Annotated in this window: 6 protein-coding genes and 2 rRNA genes; 5 read left to right on the top strand and 3 right to left on the bottom strand. The window is 64.0% G+C overall.

Annotated elements, in window-relative coordinates; translation table 11 throughout:
• Positions 1-24: 24 nt before the first annotated feature.
• Complete coding sequence (locus C6I20_RS12030; RefSeq protein ID WP_118398876.1) at positions 25-4,770, bottom strand: DUF4082 domain-containing protein; 4,746 nt, start codon at positions 4,768-4,770, stop codon at positions 25-27.
• Positions 4,771-4,967: 197 nt separating this feature from the next.
• Here C6I20_RS12030 and C6I20_RS12025 point away from each other — a divergent pair, with 197 nt between their 5' ends.
• Positions 4,968-5,570 carry an acyltransferase gene (locus C6I20_RS12025; RefSeq protein WP_216823091.1) on the top strand — a complete coding sequence of 201 codons (603 nt, stop codon included), beginning with the start codon at positions 4,968-4,970 and terminating at the stop codon, positions 5,568-5,570.
• 8 nt (positions 5,571-5,578) lie between these two features.
• Positions 5,579-6,637, top strand: a complete 1,059-nt coding sequence (locus tag C6I20_RS12020) for an LCP family protein (protein ID WP_162891295.1) — start codon at positions 5,579-5,581, stop codon at positions 6,635-6,637.
• Between the two features lie 3 nt (positions 6,638-6,640).
• Here C6I20_RS12020 and C6I20_RS12015 read toward each other — a convergent pair whose 3' ends face one another.
• Positions 6,641-7,510 (bottom strand): glycosyltransferase family 2 protein, encoded by an 870-nt coding sequence (locus C6I20_RS12015; RefSeq protein WP_216822881.1) that lies wholly within the window; start codon positions 7,508-7,510, stop codon positions 6,641-6,643.
• Between the two features lie 58 nt (positions 7,511-7,568).
• Between C6I20_RS12015 and mfd the strand changes: the two genes are divergently transcribed.
• Positions 7,569-11,078, top strand: coding sequence for a transcription-repair coupling factor (mfd, locus tag C6I20_RS12010; protein WP_118396177.1), 3,510 nt, complete (start codon positions 7,569-7,571; stop codon positions 11,076-11,078).
• A 10-nt stretch (positions 11,079-11,088) separates the two neighbouring features.
• Here the strand turns inward: mfd and C6I20_RS12005 are convergent, their stop codons facing one another.
• The gene (locus tag C6I20_RS12005; protein WP_118396176.1) at positions 11,089-11,649 is read right to left on the bottom strand and encodes a 1-acyl-sn-glycerol-3-phosphate acyltransferase; all 561 of its coding nucleotides are present in this window, start codon (positions 11,647-11,649) and stop codon (positions 11,089-11,091) included.
• A gap of 614 nt (positions 11,650-12,263) precedes the next feature.
• Between C6I20_RS12005 and C6I20_RS12000 the strand changes: the two genes are divergently transcribed.
• A 16S ribosomal RNA gene (locus tag C6I20_RS12000) occupies positions 12,264-13,780 on the top strand.
• Positions 13,781-14,132: 352 nt separating this feature from the next.
• Positions 14,133-17,230, top strand: a 23S ribosomal RNA gene (locus tag C6I20_RS11995).
• Together the 16S and 23S rRNA genes form the textbook arrangement of a ribosomal RNA operon.
• The last annotated feature ends 18 nt before the right edge of the window (positions 17,231-17,248 follow it).

The raw sequence follows: 17,248 nt of genomic DNA, 5'->3' as shown, positions 1-17,248 counted from the left end.
ACCCGGTGGTTCGTCAGACACCCCTCATGACGAGCTCCGGAACACGACGTCGATGAAGTAGTTCGTGGAGTTGTAGGACCCGGTGGGGAAGCCACCGGCGGACCCGTACTTGTAGAGCCCGTTGTTCCCGGCCCTGGCGGACAGCGTCCCGGCCACATAGGCGCTGTTGAAGAATCCCGGGGTCCCGGAGTAGTGACCTTGCGGCGCCAGGTAGGACACGACGTACGTCGTCCCGGCGGTTGCGGTGATCGGTGCCGGGAACGACGCGGTCTGCCAGCCGCTCGCGCTCTCGCCCGTGAACGTCACGCTGCCGAGCTTGGTCCCGGTCGATGACCACAGGTTGCCGACGTGCGTACCGTCGTTGCCGGACCCCTTGTAGAACCGGATGCCCGTGATGGTCCCTGCCACCGAGGGGCTGAATGCCGTGCCGAGCTCGACCGCACCACTGTCGTTGATCGACGGGATCGACGGGGTCTGGCCGGTGAACAGCGAGTACGTGCTCGTGCTGCCGGCCTCGGTGCGGAACGTCCACGTCTGGGTCGGCAGGGTCGCTCCCTCGGTAGACGTGACCCCGCTCAGGGTGACCGTGAGGTCAGCATCCGCAGGCAGTGCAGCGCCCGGCTGGAAGGTCAGCGTCTTCTTGTCGGCGGACAGGCTGGTGGTTCCCGCAACGCTGTCCGTGCCCTGTTTGATGGTTAGGGAGTAACCAGGGGAGAGAGGCGCAGACAGCGTTGCGGAAATCGTGGAGGAGCGTGGGACGTCGGTGGCGTTGGCCGCCGGACTGCGGCCGGTCAGTGCGATCGTGGCGGCGTCCGCGACGAATGAGACGTCGACGAAGTAGCTGGTCGAGCCCCAGTCGTACAGCGGGAATCCGCCGGCCGCGCCGTACAGGTAGCGGCCGTTCTTGCCCGCCGGGGCGGTCAGGTCTCCGTTGGTCAGGGCTGAGTTGAAGAAGCCACCGGTGTAGGCGTAGTGGCCCTGTGGCGCAAGGTAGGACACGAGGTATGTCGTGCCGGCCGTCACCGAGAGCGGCTGGCTCAGGGTCGCGGACTGCCAGCCCGTCGGCGTCTCGTTGGTGAACGTCGCCGACGCGAGCTGCTGACCGCCAGCGCTCCAGATGCGCCCGACGTGGGTCCCGGCGTTGCCGATCCCCTTGTAGAAGCGGATCGAGGTGACCTTTCCGTCCTTGGTCGGAGTGAAAACCGTGCCGAGCTCGACGGCGGAGGCGTCGTTGGCTGCCGTGGTCGCCGGGACCTGGTCACTGAACAAGGACTGGGCGGTCCCGGCATCGTCACTGACCGTCGTGCGGAAGCTCCAGGTCTTGGTGCCCAGCGTCGCACCACTCGTGGACGTGACGCCCGTCAGTGTCACGGCGACCTCGACGTCCTTGGGCAGCGCCGAGGCAGGCTTGAAGGTCAGCTTGGTCGCATCCGGCCCCAGCGTGGTGGTCCCGCTGATCGTCGTCGTGCCCTGCTTGACCGTCATGGTTGCGCCCGGCTTGATGGTGTCGGTGAACCACACCGCGATGCTGGTGGAGCGGCTCACGTCGACCGCGCCGGAGGCCGGGTCCTGGGCCGAGATCGCGATCTGCGGCGTGGGCCGCTCGAACACGACGTCGACCAGGTAGTTGGCCGAGGATCGGGCGTCCGGGAATCCCGTGCCATAGGTGTACGAGCCGCCGTCGGACGGCGTGCGCAGCGGCGACCCTGGGACGTCGGAGCTGAAGCCGCCCGGCGTCGCGGAGTACTTGCCTGCTGGCGCGCGGTAGGCCGCGATGTACTCGGTGTCCTTCGCGATCGTGACCGGCTGACTGAACGTCAGCGTCTGCCAGCCGCTGCTGGACTCGCCGGTGAAGGTGCCCTCCGCGAGCTTGGTCCCGCTCGTGCTCCACAGCGTTCCGGTGTGCGTTCCGGTGTTGTTGGGGCCCTTGTAGAACTTGACCCCGGTGATGGTCCCGGCAGTGTCGGCGGCGAAGCGGACGCCGAGCGTGACGGCGGCAGGGTCGGAGTCCTGCAGGACCGTCGGGACGGTGGAGTCGTTGAAGATGCTGCAGGGGCACACGCCTGGGGCCGGGTTCGGCCGGGCCGTCGTGAACGACCAGGTCTTGCCGGAGGTGACGCCGCCGCCCTGCGCGTCGACCCCGTTGGCTGTCGCTGTGTACTTCACGAACCCGCTCAGCGCGGATGAGGGAGTGAACGTGACGACCCGCGTCGTGGAGTTGTAGGCCGTGCTGCCAGGGACAGCCGCACCGTTGGCGTCCTTGAGCCCGAGCGATGCCGAGCTCGTCGTGACGGGCTTGGAGAACGTGGCAGTGACGGTCGTGCTGGTCGGCACGCTCGAGGAGTCTGCGAGCGGCCACTGCGACGTGACGGTCAACGCCGAGGAGTCAGTCGTCGTAAACATCGCGTCGACGTAGTAGTTGGTGTTCTTGTAGGAGTTGTTCGGGAACTGGCCCGGGTTGGCGTAGACGCCGGCCGGGGTCGCGCCGAATCCACCGGCGACCTTCAGCGGCGTCGCGTCGATCCCGAGCGAGGTGAAGGCATTCGAGGCGATGGCATAGCGACCATTGGGCGCTCCGTACGAGATGACGTAGGTGCTGTCCTTCAGCACCGCGACCGCCGAGGCGAAGGTGGCTTGCTGCCAGCCCGTCGCGGTCTCGCCACTGAACGTCACGGTCGCCAACTTCTGTCCGCTGCTGCTCCACAGCGATCCGGTGTGGGTGCCGGTGTTTCCTGCACCCTTGTAGAACCGCACGCCGGAGACGAATCCGTCTTTCGTCGGCGAGAAGCGGAGCCCCAGCTCGACGCTGCTGGAGTCGTTGGCGGCCGGGTTCGACGGGACCTCGGCACCGAACACCGAGCACGGGCAGGTGACCGTGAGGTTGCGACTGACTATCGACCCGATGTTGGCGCTGTCGTCGATCGCCCGGACCTTCAGGGGGGTGACGCCGTCGCCGTGCTGGATGTAGCTGTACGTCCACGAGGTCGTGCCCGTCGCGGGGTGCCACGTGCTGCCGTTGTCGGTGGAGACCTCGACCCCGGCGACGACTCCGCCGTTGTCGGACGCGGTGCCGGTTGCGGCGACCTTGGTGCCGTTGGCGATCGTCGCGTTCGTGGCCGGTGAGCTGATGGTCGCGGTGGGGCCTGATGTGTCGGTCGACTTGGTCGCGGGGGAGAGCGTCGTGTCGAGGGTCGTCGGCTGTGCGCCCATGTCGGCGAAAAGGTTGACCTGGGCCTGCTGCATGCGCCGGTCCGCGGCGGCGCCGTTGCCGTCGTGCGTCGCGTCGAGCCCCCAGGTCCACTGGATCGAGCCCGCCGAGAAGACCAGCGCCCCGCTCGGTGCGCGGTACATCGTGACGTGGTGGGTCGTGTTTCCCGGCTCGACCTCGTTGCCGTAGTCCTGCAGGTACTGCGGCACGGCGCCGGTCGTTGTCGAGAGCCGGATCAGGCCGTTGGGTCGTGAGCCGTTGTCGAGGTCCTCATTGGACTCGTATCCCACGGTGTGCGGCGCCAGCGCGGTGCTGGACCCTGCGGCCATGGACTGGAGGCCGGAGTTGCGCCACAGCCGTAGCTTGCCCTCGGCGGCGCTGACCGTCACTGGCAGATCGGTGTTGTTCGACATGTAGAGCGTGCCGGTCAGGCCATTCTCGGGCATGCCGCCGCCCTTGTCCTTCGGTGCGAACCGCGGATCACGCCACGTCCCGGTCCACTCGGCGGAGGGATCGATCTTCGCGTTGGACCAGGTCTCCTTGTAGGAGGTCAGGGTTCGGTTGGCGGTGTGGCTCGCATCGGCGGATGCCTCGTAGCGCGTCTTCCAGTAGACCTCGTTGCCGCTGAGGAAGAGCAGGTTGACGCCGGCGTCACGCGCCGACTCGACGTTGGCGCGCTGCGCCTTGCTCCAGTACTCGTCGTGCCCCATCGAAACGAACGTCTTGTGGTTCTTGAGCAGGGCGCCGCTGCGGTCGGTGTCGACGCCCGCGATGTAGCTGACGTCGTAGCCGTTCTTCTCCATGAACCGGACCAGCGGGTACTCCGCGCCGAAGTAGAAGTCACGGGCCTCGATGCCGGCGCGCGTCGCGAACGGTCGGTTGTAGCTGAGCTTGTAGGCCCGGCCGTTGGCCGCGCCACGGTAGAAGTTGGAGCCGCCGTACATGTTGTAGGCGTGCCACGTCGGGTCGGAGGTCTGCGCCACGATCGCAGACTGGCTCGAGTCGTCGCGCACGACGAAGGTGATGTGACTGACGCCGCCGGTGTCGGGTCGTCGCAGCTTGGCGATGTACACGCCGGACACCGCGGTGCTCGGGACGTTCCACGACGCCGACACTCCCCAGTTGCCGCAGTCATAGAGCTCGGTGCTGGAGTCGGTGATGCAGGCGGGCTGGTTCTGGGGCAGGGATGCCGTCGGACTGACCGTGGCAATCTGTCGGGCGCCGTCTCCGCCGTAGTAACCCGTGCGATAGATCGTGATCGAGTAGGCCGAGGCTCGGGTGTCGATCTTGAAGTCGATCTTGCTCCCGATGTTGACACTGATGTTGGTCGCGAACCCCTGGATGTCGTCATCGCCCGCGCCCTCGATGTCCCACACGCTCTGCGGGGTGCCGGGTTTGCTGTTCTCGCACGAGATCTTGTTGCCGCCGGTGCCGCAGGGATCCCCAGCAGCCGATGAAGGTGCGGTGGTCAGCGCGGTCATCAGCCCAGCAACCAGCAGCACGGAGGCAGCCGTCGCGATGGCTCGCGACGGTGCCCAACGTGCGGTGCGTGCGATCGACATGATGACCTCGGATCCGGCCACAGAACGGGCCCAGTCGGGGCGAATGGCGCCCCGGGATTGCTGTGACTCCTGCAAGAATCACCACTGTCGAGGACCCGCGACAGGCGTTTGGAGAAGGTATTTGTCGAGGGCCTCCAGATTTGACGCTGATTTCACGAACCCGGGGAGAATCGGCACATGGGGCGATCATGGAAGACCTGAGTTCTGCGCGCATTTCGGCCAGCGCCGACGTCGACGATGGCGCCACGATCGGTGCCGGGACGACGGTCTGGGACCTTGCCCAGGTGCGCGAGGCGGCCTCGATCGGCGTCCAGTGCGTCATCGGCCGCGGGGCTTACATCGGGCCGGGCGCGGTCGTCGGCGACCGGTGCAAGATCCAGAACCATGCGCTCGTCTACGAGCCCGCGGTCCTGGCCGACGGGGTCTTCATCGGTCCGGCCGTGGTGCTGACGAACGATCTGTTCCCCCGGGCGGTCACGCCGTCCGGCGAGCTCAAGTCCGCCGACGACTGGGAAGCAGTCGGTGTCGTGGTGCACGAAGGCGCGGCGATCGGCGCCCGATCAGTCTGCATTGCGCCGATCACGATCGGCCGGTGGGCCATGGTCGCCGCCGGCTCGGTCGTGACGAAGGACGTTCCCGACTTCGCTCTCGTCGTGGGTGTCCCTGCTCGTCGGGTCGGATGGGTCGGCCGGGCCGGTGTTCCTCTGGACGACGTCGGCGGCGGCGCGTTCCGGTGTCCGCGGACGGCCCAGACCTACGTCGTGGTCGACGACCTCCTCACCGAGACCTTCGGGCTCTGAGGGACAGCGTGCTCGCGGAGATCGGACGTGAGCCGCCCCGGCGGCGCCATCGCGTGCGCACGGTGCTGATTGGCCTGACCGTCAGCATCATGGTTCCCGTCCTGACGCTCGCGGGTGTCGCGCTCTACCTCCAGCACAGGCTGACGAGCCAGCTCGACCGTATCGACAACGTGTTCGTCGGCCTGCCGACCCGACCGGTCGAGCCTGCCGGCGAGGCCGCGGACGCGGTCAACATCCTGTTGATGGGCACCGACCGCCGGTCCGAAAAGCAGACCACCGGCGCGTTGGCCCAGGCGACGATGTGGGTCCCGGGCGCCCAGCGGTCTGACGCGATCATGATTTTGCACATCGATGCCGATCGCCGTGGCGCATCGGTGATCTCGATCCCGCGCGACTCGTGGGTCGTGGTGCCGGGCTACGGCGCCAACAAGATCAATGCGGCGTTCTCGTTCGGCGGCCCGTCGCTCGCGGTGCGGACGATCGAGAAGCTCACCAACGTCCGCATCGACCACCTGGCGGTCGTGGACTGGGACGGCTTCAAGGAGCTGACCGATGCGCTCGGTGGGGTGACCCTGGACATTCCGGAGACGGTTCACGACCGCTACCGGCACATCACCTGGGAGGCGGGCCGGCACACGATGGACGGCGCGGAGGCGCTCGACTACGTCGGGCAGCGAGCCGGCCTGCCCGGTGGGGACTTCGATCGCATCCATCGGCAGCAGTACTTCCTGCGCACCCTGCTCGACGAGACGTTGCGACAGGAGTTCCGCAAGGACCCGACCCAGGCCTACGACGTCCTCGACACACTGACCAACAACCTGTCCGTCGACCGTGGGTGGTCGGTGGGCTCGATGCGGAGCCTGCTGATCTCGCTGCGCAACCTGCGCTCGGCCAACATCCAGTACTTGACCGTGCCGCTCGCGGGCACCGGCATGGAGGGCGCGCAGAGCGTGGTCTATCTCGACGAGATCGGCAACGACGACCTCTGGACGGCGGTGCGCGACGACGGCGTCACGGACTGGCTGGGCGCCAACCCGGACAGCGGAATACCCGACGAGGTCAGCTGAGCATCAGGCGCGTGAGGACTCGTCCCGCTGCCATGTCGTGAAGTCGCCGGCCCGCGCGGCTCGGCGGGCACGCAGGCGGGCGACGACCGTGACGGCCAGGAACACGCCGATCCGGGGGACCAGCGCCGGCCGCCGACGAGCGAGGCCCCACAGGGTCGAGAGGCCGGTGGCCGAGTCCGCGCGGCGCACGCCGACCTGGCTGGCCTGGGCGTTGCCGGTCACGACCCGGATCCGCCGGCGCATCAGGTCGCCGATCGTGCGGGGTGGCCAGACCATGACGGTCGCGGTCTCGACGACGAGGCGTTCGGAGTCCCTGAATGCGTCGGAGGCGGCCAGGTCGTCGCTCATGACCGTGGGCAGTGAGCTGACCCGGTCCTGCGCCTCGCGGCTGAGCGCGAAGGCGCCCCGGCCGAAGAGGCCATTGCGCACCTGGGGCAGCTGCTCCCACACGTCGTAGTACCAGCGAACCACGGGATGACAGCCGTCGCGGGGGATGACCCGCTGTGGCGCGGTCGCCAGCACTCCGGGCCGCGCCAACGGCTCGAGCAGCCGGCCGAGATCCGCACCGGACAGTGCGACATCGGCATCCAGGTGCACGCGCGGGAACACGTCGCTCGAGGCATTGCCGAGCCGCGTCGCAGCGCTCTTGGACGCCTCGGTGATCTCGAGTACCCGTACGGCAGGCTCGAAGCCGCGGGCAACCTCGGCGGTGGTGTCGGTGCAGCCGTTGCACACCACGATGATGTCGAGCGGGCCAGCTCCGTCGAGCAGGGCGGCAAGATTTCGGGCAATGCCCCGTTCCTCGTTGTGGGCCGGGATCACCACGCTCGCGACGAAGCCCTGACCGTGGTCGGGCGCCGGGGTCGTGCTCACGTGGTCATCGTGACACGGACGTCGCGCCGTTGTCGCGGACCAGTAGATTGGGCAGGTCATGACCTTGCAGCCTCTCGCGGATCTCGTCGCCACCGAACCCACCCTCGTACAGACACTCGCGGACCGACGGGACGGGCTCCAAGAGCTCGACCTCCAGGCCCCCGAGCCCCTTCGCCCGTTCTTGGCGTACGCCCTGGCCCAGCAGTCGACCGTGCTGGCCGTGGCCGCGACCGCCCGCGAGGCCGAAGACCTGACGACCCAGCTCGGCGGGCTCCTCGGCGCCGACGCCGTGGCGTACTTCCCGGCGTGGGAGACGCTGCCACACGAGCGACTGTCGCCGCGCTCGGACACCGTTGGACGCCGGTTGGCCGTGCTGCGTCGACTGGTGCATCCGACCGAGGCCGGCCCAGCTGACTCGTCGACCGCCACAGGACCGCTGCGTGTTGTGGTCGCACCGGTGCGGTCCCTGCTGCAGCCGCAGGTCAAGGGCCTGGCCGATCTGACCCCGGTCGAGCTCCACAAGGGCGACGACGTCGCTCTGGACGACGTCGTGCAGCGGCTGGCCGGTGCAGCGTACTCACGCGTCGACCTGGTCGAACGACGCGGCGAGTTCGCCGTGCGTGGCGGCATCATCGACGTGTTCCCGCCGACCGAGGAGCACCCGCTCCGGATCGAGTTCTGGGGCGACACGGTCGACGAGATCCGCCGCTTCGCGGTGGCCGACCAGCGCACCCTCGAGGAGGTCACTCATGTGTGGGCGCCGCCGTGTCGCGAGCTGCTTCTGACCGATGACGTCCGTGCGCGCGCCGCCGATCTCGCAGTAGCGCACCCTTCGCTGGCCGAGATCTTCACCAAGATCTCCCTGGGCCACGCGGTCGAGGGCATGGAGTCGCTGACTCCGGTCCTGACCAACGAGATGGAGAATCTGGTCGCCCTGTTCCCGCCGCGGTCGTCGATCCTGGTCATGGATCCCGAGCGGGTCAAGGCCCGTGCGGCCGATTTGGTCGCGACGAGCGAGGAGTTCCTGCAGGCATCGTGGGCCGCGGCAGCCACCGGCGCCGAGGCGCCGATCGATCTGGGCTCCGCGGCATTCCACTCGCTCGATGACGTCCGGCTGGAGACCCTCGGCCTCGGCCACACCTGGTTCACCCAGTCGCCGTTCGGTCTGGACCTCGACGAGCAGACGCGCACCGTGCACCTGGAGGCGGCGCCTGCCTACCGTGGTGACACCGCCGCCGCGCTGGCGGACATCAAGGCGTGGATCGCGGTCGACCGGCGCGTCGTGTTCGTCGCGCCGGGTCATGGCCAGGCCCAACGCACGCTGGAGTGGCTCGCCGAGAACGACGTCGCCGCCGCGCTCGACGACGAGGTCACCGGCCCGTCGCCACGCGTCGTGCAGATCAGCTGCGGAGAGCTCGACCACGGTCTGGTGTCGGTGCCGCTGGGCCTGGTTGTCCTGACGTACGACGATCTCGTCGGCCAGCGTGCTGCTGACCGGTCCGAGCGCAAGATGCCAGCCCGTCGGCGTAAGCAGGTCGACCCGCTGGAGCTCAAGGCCGGTGACTTCGTGGTCCATGAGCAGCACGGCCTGGGCCGCTACGTCGAGCTCATGCAACGGGTCGTGCAGGGTGCGGCCCGTGAGTACCTCGTCGTGGAGTACGCGCCGTCCAAACGGGGGCAACCCGCCGACCGGCTGTTCGTCCCGATGGACCAGCTCGACCAGATCAGCCGCTACGTCGGCGGCGAGTCCCCGACCCTCGATCGGCTGGGTGGCTCGGACTGGACGACGCGCAAGAACAAGGCCCGCAAGGCAGTACGCCAGATCGCTGGCGAGCTGATCAAGCTCTACGCCGCGCGGCAGGCGACCAAGGGGCACGCCTTCGGTCCGGACACCCCGTGGCAGGCCGAGCTCGAGGACGCCTTCGCCTTCGTTGAGACACCTGACCAGATGGTCACGATCGACGAGGTCAAGCGCGACATGGAGCGGACGGTCCCGATGGACCGGCTGGTGTGCGGTGACGTCGGCTACGGGAAGACCGAGATCGCCGTGCGCGCAGCGTTCAAGGCGATCCAGGACGGCAAGCAGGTCATTCTGCTGGTCCCGACGACCCTGTTGGTGCAGCAGCACTACGCAACCTTCGCGGAGCGGTTCGGCCAGTTCCCGGTCACGATGAAGCCGCTGTCGCGGTTCCAGACCGACAAGGAGTCCAAGGAGACGCTCGCGGGCCTCGCCGACGGCTCGATCGACATGGTCATCGGCACGCACCGACTGCTGCAGCCCGGCGTCAAGATCAAGGACCTCGGTCTGGTGATCGTCGACGAGGAGCAGCGGTTCGGCGTCGAGCACAAGGAAGCCATGAAGATGCTCCGCGCGGCCGTGGACGTGCTGTCGATGTCGGCGACGCCGATCCCGCGCACGCTCGAGATGGCGATCACCGGGATCCGCGAGATGTCCACGATCGCGACACCGCCGGAGGAGAGGCACCCCGTGCTGTCGTTCGTCGGGGCATACGAGGACCGGCAGATCGTTGCTGCGATCCGGCGGGAGCTTCTGCGCGAGGGCCAGGCGTTCTATATCCACAACCGGGTGCAGAGCATCGACAAGGCCGTCGCCAAGATCAAGGAGCTCGTGCCTGAGGCGCGGGTCGCGGCGGCGCACGGCCAGATGGGGGAGCACCAGCTCGAGGAGGTCATGGTCGACTTCTGGGAGAAGCGCTACGACGTGCTGGTCTGCACCACGATCGTCGAGTCGGGGCTCGACGTCTCCAACGCCAACACCATGATCATCGAGCGCGCCGACACGCTCGGGCTCTCGCAGCTGCATCAGCTCCGTGGCCGGGTCGGTCGCTCGCGCGAACGGGCATACGCCTACTTCCTCTACCCGCCGGAGAAGCCGCTCACCGAGACCGCGCACGACCGGCTCGCGACGATTGCCCAGCATTCCGAGCTCGGCGGCGGCATGGCGGTCGCGATGAAGGACCTCGAGATCCGTGGTGCTGGCAACCTGCTCGGTGGCGAGCAGTCCGGGCACATCGCCGACGTTGGCTTCGACCTGTACGTCCGGCTCGTGGGGGAGGCGGTCGCGGAGTTCCGCGGCGACGCCGAGCCCGAGCGCGAAGTCAAGATCGAGCTGCCGATCGCGGCGCACCTGCCCCACGAGTACGTCCAGAGCGAGCGGCTCCGCCTCGAGATGTACAAACGACTCGCGGACGTCCGTCTGCTGGCCGATGTCGACGAGCTGCGCTCCGAGCTGGTCGACCGCTACGGCGAGCCGCCCGAAGAGGTCGAGATGCTGCTCGATGTGGCCCGCCTGCGCGTCCGCGTGCGGGACGCCGGCCTGACCGAGGTCACAGCCGCGGGGCCGAACGTCCGGTTTGCCCCGCTCAAGCTGCCCGACTCGGCCCAGATGCGCCTGCAGCGGATCTATCCCCGCAGCACCTACAAGGTCGCCGCAGAGGTGGCTCTGGTGCCGCGTCCCAGGACGGCACCGGTGGGCGGCTCGCCGCTGGTCGGTCGCGAGCTGTTGGACTGGACGCGCACCGTCGTCGACACCCTCGTGCCGGCCTAGCTGCGCGGCTTCACTCCTCTTCGCGGAGACGGGGCGGGGTGGCGTTCTTGGGCTTGATTCCGTGCTTGTCGACGAAGAACGCACGGACCAGGTCCATGTCCGCCCGTACGTCGTCGGTGGCGTGGAACGTCGGTCCGAATCCCATGGTCTTGGTTGGCGGATCGTAGAACGCCAGCGTGATCGGCAGCCCGGTGTCCTTCGACAGCCGCAGGAACCCGGACTTCCAGTACTCGCCCTTGGAACGGGTGCCCTCCGCCGCCAGGATCAACCGGAACGGCTCGCCGCTCTTGGCCTCGCGGGCCAGGTCGCCCACCACACGGCTGGCGTTGTCGCGATCCAGCGGGACGCCCCCGAACGCACGCAGCGCCCAGCCGAGTGGGCCCTTGAACAGCTGCTTCTTGACGAGCACTCGTGGATGCGCACCGTCGTGCCACATCACCATGAGCATCGTGACGAAGTCCCAGTTCGAAGTGTGAGGGGCCCCGACCAGGATGCCGGTCTCGGGCACCTCGCCGACCATCGTGAAACCCTTCGCACGGATGACGGTGCGGGCCAGTCGCTGACGAATCATGGGTCGAGCCTAGGGGTGCACGCGCGCGCAGGCGTCGTGCGGCAGTGACGTGGGCCACTTCTCAGTCTCCGTGGCAGCGACGTCGGCAAGCAGAAACCGCGCTATTCCGGCCGTCCGGCGCCACGCTCGACCAGCGAGCGTCAGGAGTCGCGAGATCATGCCGCTCTGGATTTGGCGTTCCGCGCATACGGCAGGTAGTGTTCTTCTTGTTGGACAGCGCAGCGAACGGCCGAAAAGCCAGCCGCTTGAACTTCCAGCCAGCTCAACCGAAACGATCAACGGCACGGGGTCTTTACAGGCTCCCGGAGACGGATCGCTGATAACGGAAGCTGATACACAGCGAGAGACCCGGGTTCATCCTGGTGAATCGAACCGTGTAAGTTAGACGAGTTGCCCCGAGGCTGTGACCGTTTGGTTGTGGCTAGGTGTGCGTCTGATCCTTGAGAACTCAACAGTGTGCCAAAAGTCGACGAGATTAATTAGTAGTACCCCGTCGAGGTTGATCGGTGAGCCTTCGGGTTTGCTGTGATGGTCGATGGATTAATTCGGACAATTTATTTGTCAGCAAATAGTTTGTCAGAGTCGAACTGAAGTTTGACAGCGCTTTAGCTGTTTCAACGGAGAGTTTGATCCTGGCTCAGGACGAACGCTGGCGGCGTGCTTAACACATGCAAGTCGAGCGGTAAGGCTCCTTCGGGAGTACACGAGCGGCGAACGGGTGAGTAACACGTGAGCAATCTGCCCTTCTCTTTGGAATAACCATTGGAAACGATGGCTAATGCCGAATATGACTTCGGACCGCATGGTCTGGAGTGGAAAGCTCCGGCGGAGAAGGATGAGCTCGCGGCCTATCAGCTTGTTGGTGAGGTAATGGCTCACCAAGGCATTGACGGGTAGCCGGCCTGAGAGGGTGACCGGCCACACTGGGACTGAGACACGGCCCAGACTCCTACGGGAGGCAGCAGTGGGGAATATTGGACAATGGGCGAAAGCCTGATCCAGCAACGCCGCGTGAGGGATGACGGCCTTCGGGTTGTAAACCTCTTTCAGCAGGGACGAAGCGAAAGTGACGGTACCTGCAGAAGAAGGACCGGCCAACTACGTGCCAGCAGCCGCGGTAATACGTAGGGTCCGAGCGTTGTCCGGAATTATTGGGCGTAAAGGGCTCGTAGGCGGTTTGTCGCGTCGGGAGTGAAAACTCAGGGCTCAACCCTGAGCGTGCTTCCGATACGGGCAGACTAGAGGTATGCAGGGGAGAACGGAATTCCTGGTGTAGCGGTGGAATGCGCAGATATCAGGAGGAACACCGGTGGCGAAGGCGGTTCTCTGGGCATTACCTGACGCTGAGGAGCGAAAGCATGGGGAGCGAACAGGATTAGATACCCTGGTAGTCCATGCCGTAAACGTTGGGCGCTAGGTGTGGGGACCTTCCACGGTCTCCGTGCCGCAGCTAACGCATTAAGCGCCCCGCCTGGGGAGTACGGCCGCAAGGCTAAAACTCAAAGGAATTGACGGGGGCCCGCACAAGCGGCGGAGCATGCTGATTAATTCGATGCAACGCGAAGAACCTTACCTGGGTTTGACATATGCCGGAAAGCCGTAGAGATACGGCCCCCTTGTGGTCGGTTTACAGGTGGTGCATGGCTGTCGTCAGCTCGTGTCGTGAGATGTTGGGTTAAGTCCCGCAACGAGCGCAACCCTCGTTCTATGTTGCCAGCACGTAATGGTGGGGACTCATAGGAGACTGCCGGGGTCAACTCGGAGGAAGGTGGGGATGACGTCAAGTCTTCATGCCCTTATGTCCAGGGCTTCAAGCATGCTACAATGGCCGGTACAAAGGGCTGCGAAACCGCAAGGTGGAGCGAATCCCAAAAAGCCGGTCTCAGTTCGGATTGGGGTCTGCAACTCGACCCCATGAAGTCGGAGTCGCTAGTAATCGCAGATCAGCAACGCTGCGGTGAATACGTTCCCGGGCCTTGTACACACCGCCCGTCACGTCATGAAAGTCGGCAACACCCGAAGCCAGTGGCCCAACCGTTTACGGAGGGAGCTGTCGAAGGTGGGGCTGGCGATTGGGACGAAGTCGTAACAAGGTAGCCGTACCGGAAGGTGCGGCTGGATCACCTCCTTTCTAAGGAGCATCTGGCAGTCGCCCATCGTGGTGGCTGTCCATGAGGCGTTTATCAACCGAATGTGTTGATGCGCTTCAGCTCACTAGTGGATCGTCGATTATTTGGCTTGGTGACAGCCAGCAGCGTCAGTACTGCTCTTCGGAGCGTGGAAAGTCGTTGGGAAGTAGTCATCAGATCAGGCACACTGTTGGGTCCTGAGGGATCAGCTCGGAAGAGTTGGTTTCTCGGACCGCATATACCCACGAACCACCAGGTTCGACCCGTGAGGGCGTTTCTGGTAGGCGTGGAATTTTATGCGGGACCGAACGTATTTTGAGAACTTCACAGTGGACGCGAGCATCTTTGTAGTAACAACAAGCTACTAAGTGCACATGGTGGATGCCTTGGCATCGAGAGCCGATGAAGGACGTTGGAGTCTGCGAAAAGCCCGGGAAGGTGACAACCGACCTGTGATCCGGGGATGTCCGAATGGGGAAACCCACCTGGAGTAAAGTCCAGGTACCTCTGTCTGAACACATAGGGCAGCAGGAGGGAACGTGGGAAGTGAAACATCTCAGTACCCACAGGAAGAGAAAACAAAAGTGATTCCGGTAGTAGTGGCGAGCGAAACCGGATCAGGCTAAACCTCAGTGATGTGATAGCCGGCAGGCGTTGTCACTGGGGTGTTGTGGGACCACATGGTCTGTTCTGCCGATCAGACAAAGAGTCATAAACCATGAGTGAAGTGAAAGCCGACTGGAAAGTCGCGGCATAGAGGGTGATACCCCGTACACGTAAGCTCATGGCTCTTTTGTGTCATCCCAAGTAACACCGAACCCCTGAAATTCGGTGTGAATCTAGCGGGACCACCCGTTAAGCCTAAATACTCCTCGATGACCGATAGCGGACTAGTACCGTGAGGGAAAGGTGAAAAGTACCCCGGGAGGGGAGTGAAATAGTACCTGAAACCATGTGCATACAATCCGTTGGAGCTCTTCACTTGTGAAGGGTGACAGCGTGCCTTTTGAAGAATGAGCCTGCGAGTTAGTGTTCTGTAGCGAGGTTAAGGCGTCGAGCCGTAGCCGTAGCGAAAGCGAGTCCGAATAGGGCGACCATAGTTGCAGGATCTAGACCCGAAGCGGAGTGATCTATCCATGGGCAGGTTGAAGCGCGGGTAAGACCGCGTGGAGGACCGAACCCACCTAGGTTAAAAACTGGGGGGATGACCTGTGGATAGGGGTGAAAGGCCAATCAAACTCCGTGATAGCTGGTTCTCCCCGAAATGCATTTAGGTGCAGCGTTGCGTGTTTCTTGCCGGAGGTAGAGCACTGGATGGACTAGGGGCCTACAAGCTTACCGAATTCAGCCAAACTCCGAATGCCGGTAAGTGAGAGCGCAGCAGTGAGACAGTGGGGGATAAGCTCCATTGTCGAGAGGGAAACAGCCCAGACCATCAGCTAAGGTCCCAAAGCGATAACTAAGTGGAAAAGGATGTGGAGTCGCAGTGACAACCAGGAGGTTGGCTTAGAAGCAGCCACCCTTTAAAGAGTGCGTAATAGCTCACTGGTCAAGTAATTCCGCGCCGACAATTTAGCGGGGCTCAAGTTATCCACCGAAGCTATGGGATTTATGCAATAGCCAGGCCTTCGTGGTCCAGGCGCATGGATCGGTAGGGGAGCGTCGTGTGGCCAGCGAAGCGGCGGAGTGATCCAGCCGTGGAGGCTACACGAGTGAGAATGCAGGCATGAGTAGCGAATGAGGAGTGAGAAACTCCTCCACCGAATGACCAAGGGTTCCAGGGTCAAGCTAATCTTCCCTGGGTAAGTCGGGACCTAAGGCGAGGCCGACAGGCGTAGTCGATGGACAACGGGCTGATATTCCCGTACCGGCATTAGATCGCCCATGCAGAACCCAGAAATGCTAAGTGCCCAAAACTGGCGGGACTCTTCGGAGCGAAGCCGGCGCTGCGCACGACCCGATCTGGTAGTAAGCAAGCAATGGTGTGACGCAGGAAGGTAGCTCATCCCGGGCGATGGTAGTCCCGGGCCAAGGACGTAGGGCGAATGATAGGCAAATCCGTCATTCACATGCCTGAGATCTGATGGGGAGACGTTTTAGTCGAAGTGAGTGATCCTATGCTGCCGAGAAAAGCATCTAGCGAGATCTAGAGCCGCCCGTACCCCAAACCGACTCAGGTGGTCAGGTAGAGAATACTAAGGTGATCGAGTGAACCATGGTTAAGGAACTCGGCAAAATGCCCCCGTAACTTCGGGAGAAGGGGGCCGGATGCGTTATCGGACTTGCTCCGAGAAGCGTTGAAGGCCGCAGAGACCAGGCCCAAGCGACTGTTTACTAAAAACACAGGTCCGTGCTAAGTCGAAAGACGCCGTATACGGACTGACTCCTGCCCGGTGCTGGAAGGTTAAGGGGACGTGTCAGCGCAAGCGAAGCACAGAACTTAAGCCCCAGTAAACGGCGGTGGTAACTATAACCATCCTAAGGTAGCGAAATTCCTTGTCGGGTAAGTTCCGACCTGCACGAATGGAGTAACGACTTGGGCGCTGTCTCAACCATGGACTCGGCGAAATTGCACTACGAGTAAAGATGCTCGTTACGCGCGGCAGGACGGAAAGACCCCGGGACCTTTACTATAGTTTGGTATTGGTGTTTGGTTCAGTTTGTGTAGGATAGGTGGGAGACTGTGAAGCTTGGACGCCAGTTCAGGTGGAGTCAACGTTGAAATACCACTCTGGCTGTACTAGATATCTAACCTAGGTCCATTATCTGGATCAGGGACAGTGCCTGATGGGTAGTTTAACTGGGGCGGTTGCCTCCTAAAATGTAACGGAGGCGCTCAAAGGTTCCCTCAGCCTGGTTGGCAATCAGGTTTCGAGTGTAAGTGCACAAGGGAGCTTGACTGTGAGAGTGACAGCTCGAGCAGGGACGAAAGTCGGAACTAGTGATCCGGCGCTGGCAAGTGGAAGCGGCGTCGCTCAACGGATAAAAGGTACCCCGGGGATAACAGGCTGATCTTCCCCAAGAGTCCATATCGACGGGATGGTTTGGCACCTCGATGTCGGCTCGTCGCATCCTGGGGCCGTAGCAGGTCCCAAGGGTTGGGCTGTTCGCCCATTAAAGCGGCACGCGAGCTGGGTTTAGAACGTCGTGAGACAGTTCGGTCCCTATCCGCCGCGCGCGTAGGAAACTTGAGAAAATCTGTCCCTAGTACGAGAGGACCGGGATGGACGAACCTCTGGTGTGCCAGTTGTTCCGCCAGGAGCACTGCTGGTTAGCTACGTTCGGAAGCGATAACCGCTGAAAGCATCTAAGCGGGAAGCGTGTTTCAAGATGAGGTTTCCCACTGGTTTACCAGGTAAGGCCCCCAGCAGACCACTGGGTTGATAGGCCGGAGGTGGAAGCACAGCAATGTGTGGAGCCGACCGGTACTAATAGGCCGAGGGCTTGTTTCTTACAAAGATGTACACCGC

Origin of the sequence: Aeromicrobium sp. A1-2 (genome assembly GCF_003443875.1) — a bacterium.
Taxonomy (GTDB): Bacteria; Actinomycetota; Actinomycetes; order Propionibacteriales; family Nocardioidaceae; genus Aeromicrobium.
This window is presented reverse-complemented; position numbering and strand designations above follow the sequence as displayed.